We start from the raw sequence: 15,560 nt of genomic DNA, 5'->3' as shown, positions 1-15,560 counted from the left end.
TTTGGGCCGGGCGGGGGGGGGGGGGGGGGGTGGGTTTTGGGGGGCCGGGCGCGGGGGCCGCCCCCCCCCGCGGCGCCGCCCCCCGGGCCGGGGGGGGGGCCCCCCCCGCCCGCGGCCCCCCCCACAGGTGTGTCAGATGCCGCAGTTGGGCGCCGACCAGAAGTGGCTCGGGCCCTGGTTCACGTGGACGTGGTCGTTGTGGTCCGGGTAGCCCGGGCCGAGGATCCCGTTGAACCCGTGGTAGCGGGCCTCCTTGGCCAGGGTGCAGAAGGCGATCCCGCCCAGGTCGGCCGCGTCCCCGTACAGATGGCGGCTGTTGGAGGCGCCGCCGACCGCGCTGTTGCAGGACGTGGAGCGGAAGCCGCTGTTGATGTTGATCGGATGGTCACCGAGCGCGTGGCGCAGCGCCTCCAGCTTCCACATGGTGCTCAGCGCGTTGGCCTTGGCCGTGCCCGCCGCGACGGCACCACCCGCCCAGGTGCTGTTGCAGCGGTTGAGCTCGGCGTAGGCGAAGTGGGCCGGTGTGCAGTCGTTGTTCTGGAGGGCGTAGAGCTTGGCCTGGGTGGCCGGGCCTGCGACCCCGTCGGCGGCCAGTCCGTAGGCGGCCTGGAAGCGCTTGACCGCAGCCGTGGTGGCCGGTCCGTACGAGCCGTCGACGGCGAGCACGGAGTTGTACCCGGGATATCCGGCGACCCTGATCTGGAGCTGGACGACATCGTTGCCGGTGGCGCCCGAGGAGAGGGTGCGGGTCCAGGTGTAGCAGCCGTCGGCCTGCGCGGTGCCGGCCGTGACCACGGCCCCGCCCCAGGTGAAAGCCATGGCCATGACAAGGCCGAGCAGGAGTCTTGCGGAACGTCTGAGCATGGGGCTCCCTACCGCGACGAAGGTGTGGACAGAGAGCCTGTCGGAGGAGTCGACGCGCGTCAACTACGCACGGACGAAGGGTGGTTGACGCGCGGGAAATGTCGCGGGGGCCCAGCCCCGGCGTACCGGAACAGGGCCCCCGCGCGGCTGCGCGCCCAGCGGTGTCAGTCGTTCGGCACGATCTCGTAGCGCGGGGTGTTCTCCTCCATCTGCCGGAGCGCGTCCTTGCGGTCCCGCTTGGAGAGCCGGTCGATGTACAGGTAGCCGTACAGGTGGTCCGTCTCGTGCTGGAGGCAGCGGGCGAAGTAGCCGTTGCCCCGCACCTTGACCGGGTTGCCCTTGGCGTCCTGCCCGCGCACCACCGCGTAGTCCGGGCGGGCCAGCGAGGCGTACGCCGTCGGGACCGAGAGGCAGCCCTCGTTGGAGTCGTCCAGGACGCGCTGCTCGGGAGCCAGCTCCTCGAGCACCGGGTTGCAGATGGCCCCCGTGTGCCGCACGCCGTCGTCGTCCGGGCAGTCGTAGACGAAGACCTTGAGGTCCACCCCGATCTGGTTGGCCGCCAGGCCCACGCCCTCCGCCGTCCGCTGGCTGGCGAACATGTCGTCGATCAGCGTGGCCAGCTTGTCGTCGAACGCGGTGACGTCCTTGCACTCCTTGTGCAGGACCGGGTTGCCCACGACCGTGATCGGGTGCGAGGTGCCGCGCTCGCGGTATGCGGCCTCACGCGCCTCACAGTCCTCGGTGTCGACGAGGAAGCCCTCGTCGTCGACGCTGATCTGCTCGTCCGTCTCCTGCTGCGCCATGTCCGCCGTACGCCTTCCTCAAAACCCGAATCGATGCGCGTACAGCCTACGGGCACCGGTCAGCAGACTTCCTCGAGATCCCGCCACTCGCGGCTGTCGGGGCTGTCCGCCACCCAGCCGTCCAGCAGCCCGCGCACCAGCCCGGCGGGCGCCGCCAGACCGCACTCACGCTCCGGTACCCACAGCTCACCGGCCGTGCGGTGGCCCAGCGGGCCCGGGTGGCCCGGCTCGCTGTGGTCGTGCGGGTCCAGATGCTCGCCGTCGCCCTCGTCGCTCTCCATCCGGCTCTCCGAACAGGCCCGGCAGAGCAGCCGCACGGACGACGACCAGTCCTCGGCGGCGAAACCGGCGTCGGAGGCCAGCTGCTCCAGGGCGTCCCGGTCCGCCTCGGTGGCGGCTTCGAGGAGCACCACCCAGGTCGGCACGGGGGACGGCGCCCACAACTCGATCTCGTCGAAGACGGGGTACGAGGGTCCGGCCGCGGTGATCCGCTCGCCGTTCGGCACCCCGTCGTGCAGCACGACCTCGCCCCAGCGCCGCCCGGAGGACGGCAGCGGAATCGACAGCACCTCGACCCGCGCCGGATCCAGCCTGCGGCCCCACACGACCTCGGCCTCGCCCTCGGGCGACAGCCGTACGGCCGCACTGCCAAGCTCCATACCGACCGGCTCGCTGCCCGCCGCCGGGGTCTGCTGCCCGCCGCCGGGCACCTTCAGGCCGTACGCCTGCCAGGCCCGGCGCGCCAGCGGCCAGTCCTGCAGCGCGGTGGCGGCGATCCCGACGTTCCACCAGTCGGGGGCGCCGGACTCCTTGTCGAGCAGCGCGACCGCCCGCAGTCCGGCGGCACGCGCCTGTTCCCAGTCGTGCCGGAACTTGTGCAGCAGCGCCAGGTTGAACCATGACTCGGAGAGCCAGGGCTCCAGGTCCGCCGCACGCGTCAGCAGCGCCCCCGCGTCCTCGTACCGGCCGTCGCCGATCAGCGTGAACGCGCGGTCCGTGGCCTGCCGCCAAGAGGCGGATGGCCGATGCCGTACCTTCCCGAAGATCCTCACGATTCCCGCCTGTCCCGACTGGACACCCTCGTTTTCCACTCTCTTCGCATCCAACCATGCCCGGCCGGACGCCCGCTCATTACCCATGGGTTACCCAGGCGGGACAGGGGTCAGACCGCCCCTGGCGAGAACCCGGGCGAGCGATTCCACGACCTGGGGCTGGTAGTCGTGGCCGGTCCCGAGCCTGAGCTGTTCCAGTGCGCCGAGCGGCCCGCCGATACTTTCCCCGCACAGGTCGTCGTATGCGTTGACCGCTCTGACGATCCTGGCGGACAGCGGCTGCTCGCGGTAGGGGTCGGCCTGCTGCTCCACCACGACGGCGACTTTCGCGTCGACCCCGGTCTGGCGGACCACGGCTCCGCCGCCGCGCCCGCGACCCGCCGCGCGGGGGCGGGGGGGGGGGGCCGCGCCCCCCCCCCCCCCCCGCGGTCGGGTGTCAGTGTCAGCGAGTGACCGGGGAGCTTGTTACGGCTTGTAGGCCTCGCTGAGCTTGGAGGTCCACTTCCCGCCGTTGACCTGGTAGGCGGTCATCATGGTGTTGGTGGTGTCGCCGAACTCGTCGAACGAGACGGGGCCGGTGACGCCGTCGAACTTGACCTTGCTCATGGCCTCGAGGACCTTGGCGCGGGCGTCGTCGGGGAGCTTTCCGTCGTTGTCGGCGACGGCGATCTTGACGGCTTCGATGATCGACCAGGTGGCGTCGTAGGTGCCGCCGCCGTAGGCCTCGTAGGCGTCCTTGTATCCGGCCGTCTTGTAGTCCGCGATGAACTTCTTGGCGGAGTCGAGTTCTTCGACGGGCTTGCCGACGGAGGTGGCGATGTCGCCCTGGGCCTTCTTGTTGAGCTTGATGAAGTCGGCGCTGTACATGCCGTCGCCGCCCATGAGGGGGACCTGGACGCTGTCCTTGAGCTGCTGGCTCAGGGGCGCGCCGGCGGGGTATTCACCGCCGTAGTAGACGGCCTTGGCGCCGGACTTCTTGACCTTGGTGACCACGGCGTTGAAGTCGCGGTCGTCGGGGTTGACGTGGTCCGCTCCGGCGATCTTGCCGCCGAGCTTGGTGAACGTCGCCTTGAAGGAGGCTGCGAGACCGGCGCCGTACGGCTTCTGGTCGTCGATGAGGTAGACCTGCTTGATCTTCGCTTTGTTGTACAGGTAATTCGCGGCGAAGGCACCCTGGATCTGGTCCGTGGTGGCGGTGCGGAAGTAGGTCTTGAAGGGGCGCTTCTTGTCGCCGGTCTTCCAGTTCTCGCCCTGGGTGAGCTCGGTGCCCGTGTTGGCGGGGGAGACCTGGGTGAGGCTGGCGTCGTTGAGCGGCTTCTGCATCGACTGGGAGACGCCGGAGTTCAGGGGGCCGACGACGCCGAGGACGGTGTCGTCGTCGATGAACTTCTGGGCGTTCTGCTGGCCGACGGAGGGCTGTGCCTGGTCGTCGAGGGGCTTGACGACGAAGTTGATGCCGGGGACGGTCTTTTCCTTGTTCGCCGTCTTCGCGGCGAGGTCGGCGCTGTTCTTGATGCCGAGGCCGAGGGCGGACAGGTCGCCGGTGGTGGGCGCGTCCACGCCGATGACGACGGTCTGGGTGCCGCCGCTGTCGCTGCTCTTCTTGTCGTCGTCGCGCGACCCGCAGGCGGTGAGTGTCAGTGCTCCTGTGGTGAGCACTGTGGTGAGGATGAGCAAAGAACGGTGTCGCACGAAAAGTCCTTTCCCTGGCGCGGCCTCCTCTGCTTGAGGTGCCGTGTCGTTCGCCGGGCCGTACTGGTTGGTACAGGGCCGTGCTGCAGACGCGCCCGGCGGCGCGGTGACTGGCGGTGACTCTAAGGGCAGGGGTGGGGGTCGGGGATGGGTCAGCCGCATGATGTGACTGTCTTGTTATGCCTTTGAGGAAGGCTTGAGGTGGCTGTGCCGACATTTACGGCTTTTTACTGGAGCGCGAAGTGACCGCATTCTGAGAACGCGCAGCTCTGCTAAGGGGCTTGAAGCGATCTTGCTGCTGTCGCGTCAAGGGGGTGCGGCCGGCCGCCCGGAGGCGTGCGGAGGCGCCCGGCGTCTGCGGGGCCGGGTTCGGCGGGGTGCGTCGGGGCGGGTGAACATTGCGTGTCTGTTACGCAGTGTTACGACTGGGGTGTCGTGGTCGACGCGGGGTGGCGATTCCGCAGGCGGGTGTGGCAGCTGAGTGGGCCACAGAACCTGGTTTTGGGTCAAGGGCGTTGGGCGGTGCGATTGTGCAAGTTCGGTGAATACGGGTGTGGTTGTGGGGGGATACGGAACTGCCCGACCGGGTTTGCGGCCCGGTCGGGCAGGGGTGGCGCGGGGTGCTGTGGTGTCAGGGGGTGTCGTTCCTGGGCGCGTCGCGCAGGAGGCAGGTGAGCCGGGCGGTGCAGACGCGCCTGTCCTGTTCGTCGGTGATGACGATCTCGTACGTGGCGGTGGTGCGGCCGCGGTGTACGGGGGTGGCGACGCCGGTGACGAGGCCGTTTCGTGCCCCTCGGTGATGGGTGCAGTTCAGGTCGACGCCGACGGCGAGTTTGGTGGGGCCGCCGTGGAGCATGGTGCCGACGGAGCCGAGGGTCTCGGCGAGGACGGCTGAGGCGCCGCCGTGCAGGAGTCCGTAGGGCTGGGTGTTGCCTTCGACGGGCATGGTGGCGACGACGCGGTCGGCGGAGGCCTCGGTGATCCGGATGCCCATGCGTTCGCCGAGGTGGCCGGCGGAGAAGAGGGCGGGGAGGTCGACGCCGAGGGTGGCGTACTCGTCGATGATCTCCTGGGGGAACTTGGGTGTGGTGTGCTCGCCCATGGGGTCCGGCTCCGTCTCTCTGCGGTGGTGCGTCGCTGTGTGCGTCGTTCCTGGTGCGTCGTTCTTACCAGACGACTGAGCGGGCGCTTAGTCCGCGTCCGGGGTGACGGCCCGCGTGGTGTTCTCGAAGCGGATCACGACGGATTTGCTGGCGGGGGTGTTGCTGGTGTCGGCGGTGGAACCGAGGGGGACCAGGACGTTGGTCTCGGGGTAGTAGGCGGCGGCGCAGCCGCGTGCGGTGGGGTAGTGGACGATGCGGAAGCCGGGGGCGCGTCGTTCCACTCCGTCCTTCCATTCGCTGACGAGGTCGGCGTAGGCGCCGTCGGCCAGGCCGAGGGCGGTGGCGTCGTCGGGGTGGACGAGGACGACGCGGCGGCCGTCCTTGATGCCGCGGTAGCGGTCGTCGAGTCCGTAGATGGTGGTGTTGTACTGGTCGTGGGAGCGCAGTGTCTGCAACAGGAGGCGGCCTTCGGGGAGTTCGGGGAACTCGACCGGGGCGGCGGTGAAGTTGGCCCGGCCGGTGGCGGTGGGGAAGCGGCGGGAGTCCCGGGGGGCGTGCGGGAGGGTGAATCCGCCGGGGTGGGCGACGCGCTGGTTGAAGTTCTCGAAGCCGGGGACGACGCGGGAGATGCGGTCGCGGATCGTCCCGTAGTCCTTCTCGAACTCCTCCCAGGGGGTGGCTGATCCGGGGCCGAGCACGGCGCGGGCGAGGCGGGCGACGATCGCCGGTTCGGAGAGCAGGTGGGGGCTCGCGGGGGTGAGGTTGCCGCGGGAGGCGTGGACCATGCTCATGGAGTCCTCGACGGTGACGAACTGTTTTCCGCCGGCCTGGACGTCCTTGTCGGTGCGGCCCAGGGTGGGCAGGATGAGCGCGCGGGTGCCGGTGACGGCGTGGGAGCGGTTGACCTTGGTGGAGACGTGCACGGTGAGGCGGGCGTTGCGCATGGCGGCCTCGGTGACGTCGGTGTCGGGGGTCGCGGCGACGAAGTTGCCGCCCATGGCGAAGAAGACCTTGGCGTCGCCGTCGCGCAGTGCCTGGATGGAGCGGACCACGTCGTAGCCGTGGTGGCGCGGTGAGGTGATCCGGAACTCCTTGTCGAGCGCGTCGAGGAACGCCGGTGCCGGCCGTTCGAAGATGCCCATGGTGCGGTCGCCCTGGACGTTGGAGTGACCGCGGACGGGGCAGACGCCGGCGCCGGTACGGCCGATGTTGCCGCGCAGCAGGAGGAAGTTGACGACTTCGCGGATGGTCGGCACGGAGTGCTTGTGCTGGGTGAGGCCCATGGCCCAGCACACGATGGTGCGCTCGGACGCGAGGATCATCGCGAGGGCCTCTTCGATGGCCGCGCGGTCCAGGCCGGTGGCGGCGAGGGTCCGGTCCCAGTCGGCTTCGGCCGCGGCGGCGGCGAACTCCTCGTAGCCGTGGGTGTGCTGTGCGACGAAGGCCTCGTCGACGGCGCCCTCGGTGGCGAGGATCAGTTTGTTGAGGAGCCGGAAGAGGGCCTGGTCGCCGCCGATGCGGATCTGGAGGAAGAGGTCGTTCAGGGCTGTGCCCCGGACCATGCCGAGCGGGGTCTGCGGGTTCTTGAACCGTTCGAGTCCGGCTTCGGGCAGCGGGTTCACCGAGATGATCTTCGCGCCGGTGGACTTGGCCTTCTCCAGGGCGGAGAGCATCCGGGGGTGGTTGGTGCCGGGGTTCTGTCCGGCGACGATGATCAGGTCGGCGTGGTGCAGGTCCTCCAGGGAGACGGAGCCCTTGCCGATGCCGATGGTCTCCGTGAGTGCCGAGCCGGAGGACTCGTGGCACATGTTGGAGCAGTCGGGGAGGTTGTTGGTGCCGAACTCGCGGGCGAAGAGCTGGAGCAGGAACGCCGCCTCGTTGCTGGTGCGCCCGGAGGTGTAGAAGAGGGCCTCGTCGGGGGAGTCGAGTGCGCGGAGCTCCTCGGCGATGATGGCGAAGGCGCGTTCCCAGGTCACGGCCTCGTACCGATCGGCGCCCTCGGGCAGATACACGGGCTGCGTGATGCGTCCCTGCTGGCCGAGCCAGTAGCCGCTGCGGGTGGCGAGGTCGGCGACCGGGTGGGCGGCGAAGAAGTCCGGGGTGACGCGGCGCAGCGTGGCCTCCTCGGCGACGGCCTTGGCGCCGTTCTCGCAGAATTCCGCGGTGTGCCGCTTGTCGCCCTCGGGCCACGCGCAGCCAGGGCAGTCGAAGCCGTTCTTCTGGTTGACCTTGAGCAGGGTCTGCGCGGTGCGGCGCACCCCCATCTGCTGCTGGGCGATGCGCAGGCTGTGGGCGACGGCGGGCAGCCCGGCGGCGGCGTGCTGGGCCGGTTCGACCTGCGGTGCGTCCTGGACCGGATCACCTGCGGGCGGCTTGGTTGCCATCGTCTTCCCCTTTGAGCCGGCTGCGGACCGGGCGGGGTCCGCTGTGCGTGTTTCCTTGCCCCTCGATCCTGGCACGGGGCGCGGGCGGGCGGCCCGGCGAGCGGGGTGCCGGGCGGTGGCCGGTCCGGATTGTCAGTGGTACGTGGCAGGATCGGGGTGTGGCTGAGACGGCATCGAAGAAGACGGCAGACAACCGACCGCGCCTGCTCCTGATGGACGGGCACTCCCTGGCGTACCGGGCGTTCTTTGCGCTGCCTGCGGAGAATTTCACGACGGGGGCGGGCCAGCCGACGAACGCGGTGTACGGCTTCGCGTCGATGCTGGCGAACACGTTGCGTGACGAGGCGCCGACGCATTTCGCGGTGGCGTTCGATGTGTCCCGCAAGACGTGGCGCTCGGAGGAGTTCCCGGAGTACAAGGCGAACCGGTCGAAGACGCCGGACGAGTTCAAGGGGCAGGTCGAGCTGATCGGGGAGCTGCTCGACGCGATGCACGCCGACCGTTTCGCGGTCGACGGTTTCGAGGCGGACGATGTCATCGCGACGCTGGCCACGCAGGCCGAGGCGGCCGGTTTCGAGGTGCTGATCGTCACCGGCGACCGGGATTCGTTCCAGCTGATCACGGACAACGTCACGGTGCTGTACCCGACCAAGGGTGTTTCGGAGCTGACGCGCTTCACCCCGGCGAAGGTCGAGGAGAAGTACGGACTCACCCCGGCGCAGTACCCGGACTTCGCGGCGCTGCGCGGTGACCCGTCGGACAACCTTCCGGGTATCCCCGGGGTGGGCGAGAAGACGGCCGCGAAGTGGATCAACCAGTTCGGTTCGTTCGACGATCTGGTGGCGCGGGCCGAGGAGGTCAAGGGCAAGGCGGGGCAGAATTTCCGCGACCACCTGGACGCGGTGCGGCTGAACCGCCGGCTGACCGAGATGGTCCGTGACGTGGCGCTGCCGAAGACCCCCGGTGACCTGGAGCGCGCCCCCTACGACCGCACCGCGGTCACGGGTGTGCTGGATGTGCTGGAGATCCGCAACCCGAGTCTGCGCGAGCGGCTGCTGGCGGTGGACCCGGGCAAGGCGGAGGACGAGGCCCCGGCACCCGCCGCGGGCGTCGAGCTGGACGGTTCGGTGCTGGGTGCGGGCGAGGTCGCCCCGTGGCTGGCCGAGCACGGCGGGCAGCCGCTCGGTGTCGCCACGGTCGACACCTGGGCGCTCGGCAGCGGCACGGTCACCGAGATCGCGCTCGCCGCCGCGGGCGGGGCCGCCGCCTGGTTCGACCCCGCACAGCTGGACGAGGCGGACGAGCAGGCGTTCGCGGCCTGGATCGCGGACGCGGGCCGGCCGAAGGTCATGCACAACGCGAAGAGCGCCATGCGGGTCTTCCCGGAGCACGGCTGGCGGATCGAGGGTGTCTCGACGGACACCGCGCTCGCCGCCTATCTGGTCAAGCCCGGCCGGCGGTCGTTCGCGCTGGACGCCCTCGCGGTGGAGTACCTGGGACGTGAGCTGGCCCCGGCGGCCGCCTCGGACGGGCAGTTGGCGTTCGGCGCCGACGACCGGGCGGAGGCCGACGCCCTGATGGCGCAGGCCCGTGCGGTCCTGGATCTCGGGGACGCGTTCACCACGCGGCTGGGTGAGGTCAACGCGGCTGAGCTGCTGCATGACATGGAGCTGCCGACGTCCATCCTGCTGGCCCGTCTGGAGCGGCACGGCATCGCCGCCGACCGGGCCCATCTGGAGGGCATGGAGCAGCAGTTCGCGGGCGCCGTGCAGCAGGCGGTGAAGGAGGCGCACGCCGCGGTGGGCCGGGAGTTCAACCTCGGTTCGCCCAAGCAGCTCCAGGAGGTCCTGTTCGGCGAGCTGGGTCTGCCGAAGACGAAGAAGACCAAGACCGGGTTCACCACGGACGCGGACGCGCTGGCGTGGCTGGCGGCGCAGACGGAGCACGAGCTGCCCGTCATCATGCTGCGCCACCGCGAGCAGGCCAAGCTGCGGGTGACGGTCGAGGGCCTGGTCAAGTCGATCGGTGCGGACGGCCGCATCCACACCACGTTCAACCAGACGGTGGCGGCCACGGGCCGGCTCTCCTCCACCGACCCGAATCTGCAGAACATCCCCGTCCGTACGGACGAGGGCCGGGCGATCCGCCGCGGCTTCGTCGTCGGCGAGGGTTACGAGACGCTGATGACGGCGGACTACAGCCAGATCGAGCTGCGGGTGATGGCCCACCTCTCCGAGGACGCGGGTCTCATCGAGGCGTTCACCTCCGGCGAGGACCTGCACACCACGGTCGCCTCCCAGGTCTTCGGCGTCGACAAGTCGGCGGTCGACCCGGAGATGCGGCGCAAGATCAAGGCCATGAGCTACGGGCTGGCCTACGGACTGTCCGCGTTCGGTCTCTCCCAGCAGCTGAACATCGAGGCGGGCGAGGCCCGCGGTCTGATGGACACCTACTTCGAGCGGTTCGGCGGAGTCCGTGACTACCTGCGCCGGGTCGTCGAGGAGGCGCGCGCCACCGGGTACACGGAGACGGTCTTCGGCCGCCGCCGCTACCTGCCGGACCTGAACAGCGACAACCGCCAGCGCCGGGAGACGGCGGAGCGGATGGCGCTCAACGCGCCGATCCAGGGCACCGCGGCGGACATCGTGAAGGTCGCGATGCTCCATGTCGACCGGGCGCTCACCGAGGCGAAGCTGACCTCTCGGATGCTGCTCCAGGTGCATGACGAAATCGTGCTGGAGATCGCCGCGGGCGAGCGCGAGCAGGTGGAGAAGATCCTGCGCCACGAGATGTCGACGGCGGTGCGGCTGCGCGCCCCGCTGGATGTGTCGGTCGGCGTGGGCACGGACTGGGAGTCCGCCGCCCACTGACCGGCGGGAGGCTTTCCGGGGACGCCCCGGGGGACGTTTCCCGGTCGCGTCCCGCCCTCAGTCGCCGGACGGGCTCGTGTTCCGGGCCCGTCCGGCGACCGGGGGCGGCGGTGTGCCGGCGCCGCCCCGGCCCCGCAGCCGCGTCCACACCCCGTAGACGACCAGCCCGACCGCCAGTCCGGCCCCCGCGCCGAAGCACGCGGTCGGGATGATGTCGAGCGGTGTGTCGACGCGCCCGTAGTACGCGTACCAGCGCGCGCACCGGTGGACGATGCCCAGCAGCACACACAGGCCGATGACGCCGGCCGCGTACCACCGTGTTCGGCGGTCCAGTACCGGTACGTCGGCGGGCGGCGGCCGTTGCCCGGCGCGGCGCAGCCCGGAGACGGTGAACAGGGCGAGCACGGTCAGTGCCAGGGCCGAAGTGCCGTACTGCACCAGCTGGAACACGGGATAGCCGCCGGCGTTCCGGCTGAGCAACGGCACCAGCCGCACCCCCCACCGGTCGTGATGGGTGAAGGCGTCCCAGACGACATGCGTACCGGCCCCGATGACCGCCGACGCCACGAACCACGCCCCGTCCCGGACACCCCACGGCCCCTGCCCGGGTGTTCTGCGCGCTCCCCGGACCAGTGTGTGGACCCGCCCCTGACGGTCGCGCGGCAGGAGCGCCACCAGTGGTTCGCGCAGCAGCAGCCACAGCGCGACGGTCGCCGCGGTGATGAGTACATCCACCGTGAACACACCCCACCACGCGTGTGTGACCTGACCGAACTCCATGGCGCCGGGGATGGCCGTGTCCGCGTAGTAAGTGATGTCGGGGGCGAAGGAGCCGGCGACGAGGGCGGACGCCACGAGCGGCCCGCGCCCCGTTCCGTCGCGGTGGAGCCCCGGCAGGACGGCTGCGGCATGGCTGAGCGTGAACGGCATGGTGGAAGTATGTGTGAGCCGCCGTCATCGATGCGTCGGGTGCCTGGAGAACTTGTGATGGCGAACGTGAGAAACCGGTAAGAAGCGGTCCGGCCGCTGTGTTCGGGCGGCACGAGTTGCCGTAGGGTCGCCTGAGTCCAGGCGCAGGGGAGCGCGGACAGCCGACGAGGGGGAGGGCCCACACGTTATGGCAGCGCAATTCGGTCGCCGACTGCGCAGAGGGGCGACCACGACTGCTGTGGCCGCCGCCGCTGTCGCGGCGCTTTCCGCCTCGCAGGCCCCCGGTTCACCCTTGACCGCGGCCGACGGTGACCAGCCCGCCGCGGGTTCGGCATCCTCGGGCGCCCCGGACGACGACGCGGCCTCCGGCAACTCGCCCTACTTCACGGACCTGCCGCCGCTGAACACGCCCGACAAGCCCGGCACTTCCGTCGATCTCCCGGTGACGGGCAGTGCGGAATCGGGCATACCGGCCTCGATCCTGGCGGCGTACAAGAAGACCCAGCAGACCGTCGCGGGCTCCGACGCCGCCTGCCGGCTGCCCTGGCAGCTCCTCGCCGCGATCGGCAAGGTCGAGTCCGGCCAGGCCCGCGGCGGCCGGGTCGACGCGCAGGGCACCACGCTCTCCCCGATCCTCGGCCCGGCCCTCAACGGCCAGGGCTTCGCCCTGATCAAGGACACCGACAACGGTGCCTACGACGGGGACTCGACGCACGACCGAGCCGTCGGCCCGATGCAGTTCATCCCGTCCACGTGGGAGACCTGGGGTCAGGACGGCAACGGCGACGGCCGCAAGGACCCCAACAACATCTATGACGCGGCGCTCGCCGCGGGCCGCTACCTCTGTGCCGGCTCCCGCGATCTGTCGGTCGCCGCTGACCTGGACCGGGCGGTCCTGAGCTACAACCACTCGGACGAGTATCTGCGTACCGTCCGCTCCTGGTTCGAGTACTACAAGCGCGGCACGCACGAGGTCCCGGACGGCACCGGCGTACTCCCGGCCGTCAACGGCAGCGGCACGGACCGCACCACCTCCCCGTCGCCATCCCCGTCGCACTCGACCTCGCCTTCGACGCCCCCGCACGGTTCGCCGTCCCCGAAGCCGCCATCGAAGCCGAGCCCCACGCCGACCGACCCCGACGGTCCGGGCGGCAAGCCCTCGCCGCCCACCGCCGAGCCCAACCCGTCGCAGGTCCTCGCGGGGCTGCGGAACGCGGGCACCGGCCCGCTGACCGCCACCGCCGGCGAGGAGTTCGCCGAGCGGATCAAGGTCCGGGCGAGGAACGGCCTCGGCGGCCCGCTCGCCAAGGTCTCGGTGACGTTCACCATCACCGGCGACACGGACGCCACGTTCGCCGCCGGCTTCCGCACCGTCACCCTCAGCACCGGGGCCGACGGCACGGCCACCTCGCCGGTGCTCGATGCGGGCGAGAAGACGGGTGAGTTCACCGTGCGCGCCACGGCCACCGGCACCTCGCTGCCCCCTGTCGACTACACCGCGACGGTCACCGCCCGGCAGGCCGACGAGATCGCCAGGACCGACACCGCGAAGCTGACCGCCGCGCCCGGCGCCGAGTTCGGCGATGTCGAGGTCAAGGCCACGTACAAGGACGCGGTCGCCCACGGCGTCGCCGTCACCGCCACGATGATCACCGACGACGAGAAGCCGGTCGAGAACGACAAGGGCCCGTACTTCGAGGACGAGGCCGGTAAGCCCGTCCGTACGCTCACGGACCTGACCACCGACGACGACGGCAAGCTCGTCCTGCCGAAGATCCACGCCGACGACACCGAGGGCACGTACAAGCTGCGTCTGACCACCGAGGGCGGCGCCACCGTCGTCATCGAGCTCACGGTCGAGGCCGACGACGCCTGATCGGGCAGCCCGTGGGAGGTCAGCCGCGAAGCAGGCCGGCCGAGACCTCCCACAGGCGCTCGGCGGTTGCGGGATCGAGCGCCCACTCCTTGACACCGTGCGGGTGCTGCGCGAGTTCGGCGTCGTCCGGCACGGTGTACGCCTCCTGCCCGTCGTCGAGGTAGTGGCCCCCGGAGTGCGCGAACTGAGGGGCGACGGCCGCGACCAGAGTGGTCGCGGCCCCCTGCCCGACCGTCTTGTACGTGAAGACCCCGGCGGCCTCGGCCGCGTCGAGTGACGCCTTCTGCCGTGCGGTGAAGTTCCGCTGCAGCCCCGTCGCGACACCGCCGGGGTTCACCGCCTGGGTGAGGATGCCGTCGGACGCCCAGAGCCGGCTCGCCTCGACGGCGAACAGGGCGTTCGCCGTCTTCGACCGGGCGTAGGCGATCTGCGGATCGTAGGCGCGACGCTCGAAGTGAAGGTCGTCGAAGTCGATGCCCGAGCGCATGTGCGCCGTCGAACTGACCGAGACGATCCTGGCCCCGCCGCGGCCGGACGCGCCCAGGGCCAGGGCGCCACGCAGGCCGTTGGCGAGGCCGAAGTGCCCGATGTGGTTGGTCGCGAACTGCAACTCCCATCCCTCGACGGTCCGTTCGAGGCCGGCGGTGACCATGCCCGCGTTGTTGATCAGCAGGTGCAGTGGGCCGGACCACGCTTCGGTGAAACGGGTGACGGTGGCCCTGTCGGCGAGGTCGAGCCGGGCGACCCGGGGCCGGATCCCACCGGCCGCCCCCTCGATCGACCCGGCGACGGCGTCACCCGCGGCCGTGTTCCGGACGGCGAGCGTCACCTCCGCGCCGGCGGCGGCCAGCGCGCGAGCGGTCTCCGCGCCGATTCCGGAGGAAGCTCCCGTCACGATCGCGCGGACGCCGCTGAGGTCGACCCCCCGCAGGACCTCGTCAGCCGTGCTGGACGCGTTGAACGGTGTGGTCAGGGGTGCATGGGCGGTCATGACGGCGACTATACGTACTGGACATGATTTGTATAGTGCGTCACCCGCTCGTACCCTCCTCCCATGAGCAGTCCCCAGGGTTCGACGAGCACCCCCGAGGCCGGTCGTCCGCCGACCTCCGGCGACACCGGCCGGCGGGCCGCGGTTCTGGAGTCCGCCCTGCTCACGTTCGCGCGCTTCGGCTACCGCAGGACGTCGATGGAGGAGGTGGCGCGGGCGGCGCACATCTCCCGCCCCGGGCTCTACTTCCTCTTCTCCTCGAAGGAGACCCTGTTCCGTGCCGCGGTCACCCAGGCCCTGGAACGCGACATCGCGGCGGTCGAGGACGTCCTGGCCGACGCAGGCCGCCCCCTCGCCGAGCGCCTCGTCGAAGCGTTCGACCGGTGGGCGGGCCGCTACGTCGGCCCGCTGACCCGCGATGTCACGGTGGTCATCGAGGACAACCCGGGGCTGCTCGGAGAGATCGTCGAGACGGCGCCGCGGCACTTCGAGGGGCTGGTCGTCCGGGCGATCGCCGCAGAGCGGGGACGGGAGGCGGCCCCGTCCCTCGCGCAGACGCTGATCAGCGTGTCGATCGGACTCAAGCACCAGGCCGCGTCGCGCGAGTTCTACCGGGAACGGCTGTCGGCCGCTGTCGGTCTCCTGCTGCGCTGAACCGTCTGCCCGTCTGCCCGTCTGCCCGTCTGCCCGTCTGCCCGTCTGTCCGTCTGCCTGCCGCGCGCCCGCGCGCCCCGCGGCCCTCCCGGCTGCCGGCGCCGGCCTGAGCGCACCTCGGGTGTTCTCATCTCACGCCCCGGTTGCTACGGTGCCCCAGCCCTGACGCCCCATCAGTTCTGCGCCCCGGGAGGCCGAGCATGCGTGCCCTAGTCGCCGCCGCCATCGGACTGGCCGCCGCCCTCGCCCTCGTGCTCACCATCAGCGCGGTGGGCGCGCCACCCGGCGAGACCTCTCCCGAACCCCTGCTGACCACCGTCCCGGGCCCGAAGAACTAGCCG

At 70.7% G+C, this 15,560-nt stretch carries 12 protein-coding genes and 1 pseudogene; 4 read left to right on the top strand and 9 right to left on the bottom strand.

The genetic code is table 11. The annotated features are described in order from the left end of the window. Positions 1–132: 132 nt before the first annotated feature. The 7 genes and pseudogenes from ACFVJX_RS26720 to ACFVJX_RS26690 all read right to left on the bottom strand — a co-directional run bounded on the left by ACFVJX_RS26720 (position 133) and on the right by ACFVJX_RS26690 (position 7,898). A complete protein-coding gene (locus ACFVJX_RS26720) occupies positions 133–864 on the bottom strand; it encodes a D-Ala-D-Ala carboxypeptidase family metallohydrolase (protein WP_384130532.1) in 732 nt (243 codons plus the stop codon). Between the two features lie 164 nt (positions 865–1,028). Continuing rightward, a complete protein-coding gene (gene def, locus ACFVJX_RS26715) occupies positions 1,029–1,667 on the bottom strand; it encodes a peptide deformylase (protein WP_384130535.1) in 639 nt (212 codons plus the stop codon). 59 nt (positions 1,668–1,726) lie between these two features. After that, on the bottom strand, positions 1,727–2,719 hold the full coding sequence (locus ACFVJX_RS26710) for a tetratricopeptide repeat protein (protein ID WP_384130538.1): 993 nt from the start codon (positions 2,717–2,719) through the stop codon (positions 1,727–1,729). Positions 2,720–2,809: 90 nt separating this feature from the next. Further along, positions 2,810–3,082: pseudogene (locus ACFVJX_RS26705) on the bottom strand (metal-dependent phosphohydrolase); the annotation flags it as partial. A 102-nt stretch (positions 3,083–3,184) separates the two neighbouring features. Then, positions 3,185–4,396, bottom strand: a complete 1,212-nt coding sequence (locus ACFVJX_RS26700) for a branched-chain amino acid ABC transporter substrate-binding protein (RefSeq protein WP_384135307.1) — start codon at positions 4,394–4,396, stop codon at positions 3,185–3,187. A gap of 646 nt (positions 4,397–5,042) precedes the next feature. After that, positions 5,043–5,513, bottom strand: a complete 471-nt coding sequence (locus ACFVJX_RS26695; RefSeq protein WP_384135291.1) for a PaaI family thioesterase — start codon at positions 5,511–5,513, stop codon at positions 5,043–5,045. Positions 5,514–5,600: 87 nt separating this feature from the next. Further along, positions 5,601–7,898, bottom strand: coding sequence for an FdhF/YdeP family oxidoreductase (locus tag ACFVJX_RS26690; protein ID WP_384135288.1), 2,298 nt, complete (start codon positions 7,896–7,898; stop codon positions 5,601–5,603). Between the two features lie 158 nt (positions 7,899–8,056). Between ACFVJX_RS26690 and polA the strand changes: the two genes are divergently transcribed. Further along, positions 8,057–10,768: a DNA polymerase I gene (gene polA / locus ACFVJX_RS26685; RefSeq protein WP_384135285.1), complete on the top strand. Its 2,712-nt coding sequence runs from the start codon at positions 8,057–8,059 to the stop codon at positions 10,766–10,768. A gap of 57 nt (positions 10,769–10,825) precedes the next feature. Here the strand turns inward: polA and ACFVJX_RS26680 are convergent, their stop codons facing one another. Continuing rightward, complete coding sequence (locus tag ACFVJX_RS26680; protein ID WP_384135282.1) at positions 10,826–11,698, bottom strand: DUF4184 family protein; 873 nt, start codon at positions 11,696–11,698, stop codon at positions 10,826–10,828. Positions 11,699–11,885: 187 nt separating this feature from the next. On the opposite strand from ACFVJX_RS26680, the gene ACFVJX_RS26675 reads away from it, so the two are divergent. Next, on the top strand, positions 11,886–13,574 hold the full coding sequence (locus tag ACFVJX_RS26675; protein WP_384135279.1) for a lytic murein transglycosylase: 1,689 nt from the start codon (positions 11,886–11,888) through the stop codon (positions 13,572–13,574). 19 nt (positions 13,575–13,593) lie between these two features. Here ACFVJX_RS26675 and ACFVJX_RS26670 read toward each other — a convergent pair whose 3' ends face one another. After that, on the bottom strand, positions 13,594–14,565 hold the full coding sequence (locus ACFVJX_RS26670; protein WP_384135275.1) for an SDR family NAD(P)-dependent oxidoreductase: 972 nt from the start codon (positions 14,563–14,565) through the stop codon (positions 13,594–13,596). Positions 14,566–14,628: 63 nt separating this feature from the next. Between ACFVJX_RS26670 and ACFVJX_RS26665 the strand changes: the two genes are divergently transcribed. Beyond that, positions 14,629–15,219, top strand: coding sequence for a TetR/AcrR family transcriptional regulator (locus ACFVJX_RS26665; protein ID WP_384135272.1), 591 nt, complete (start codon positions 14,629–14,631; stop codon positions 15,217–15,219). A gap of 200 nt (positions 15,220–15,419) precedes the next feature. Then, complete coding sequence (locus ACFVJX_RS26660; protein WP_250970347.1) at positions 15,420–15,557, top strand: SPW_0924 family protein; 138 nt, start codon at positions 15,420–15,422, stop codon at positions 15,555–15,557. Positions 15,558–15,560 lie beyond the last annotated feature (3 nt).

Source organism: Streptomyces sp. NPDC127177 (assembly GCF_042672475.1).
Lineage (GTDB): Bacteria > Actinomycetota > Actinomycetes > Streptomycetales > Streptomycetaceae > Streptomyces.
Note: the sequence above shows the minus strand (reverse complement) of the source record. Positions and strands in the feature narration are given on the sequence as shown.

What these genes read in the sequence shown, in the direction of transcription:
- ACFVJX_RS26680 (WP_384135282.1), bottom strand. Translation starts at nt 11,698, where the DNA reads ATGCCGTTCACGCTCAGCCATGCCGCAGCCGTCCTGCCGGGGCTCCAC.
- ACFVJX_RS26665 (WP_384135272.1), top strand. Translation starts at nt 14,629, where the DNA reads ATGAGCAGTCCCCAGGGTTCGACGAGCACCCCCGAGGCCGGTCGTCCG.
- ACFVJX_RS26690 (WP_384135288.1), bottom strand. Translation starts at nt 7,898, where the DNA reads ATGGCAACCAAGCCGCCCGCAGGTGATCCGGTCCAGGACGCACCGCAG.
- ACFVJX_RS26670 (WP_384135275.1), bottom strand. Translation starts at nt 14,565, where the DNA reads ATGACCGCCCATGCACCCCTGACCACACCGTTCAACGCGTCCAGCACG.
- ACFVJX_RS26720 (WP_384130532.1), bottom strand. Translation starts at nt 864, where the DNA reads ATGCTCAGACGTTCCGCAAGACTCCTGCTCGGCCTTGTCATGGCCATG.
- def (WP_384130535.1), bottom strand. Translation starts at nt 1,667, where the DNA reads ATGGCGCAGCAGGAGACGGACGAGCAGATCAGCGTCGACGACGAGGGC.
- ACFVJX_RS26675 (WP_384135279.1), top strand. Translation starts at nt 11,886, where the DNA reads ATGGCAGCGCAATTCGGTCGCCGACTGCGCAGAGGGGCGACCACGACT.
- ACFVJX_RS26660 (WP_250970347.1), top strand. Translation starts at nt 15,420, where the DNA reads ATGCGTGCCCTAGTCGCCGCCGCCATCGGACTGGCCGCCGCCCTCGCC.
- ACFVJX_RS26695 (WP_384135291.1), bottom strand. Translation starts at nt 5,513, where the DNA reads ATGGGCGAGCACACCACACCCAAGTTCCCCCAGGAGATCATCGACGAG.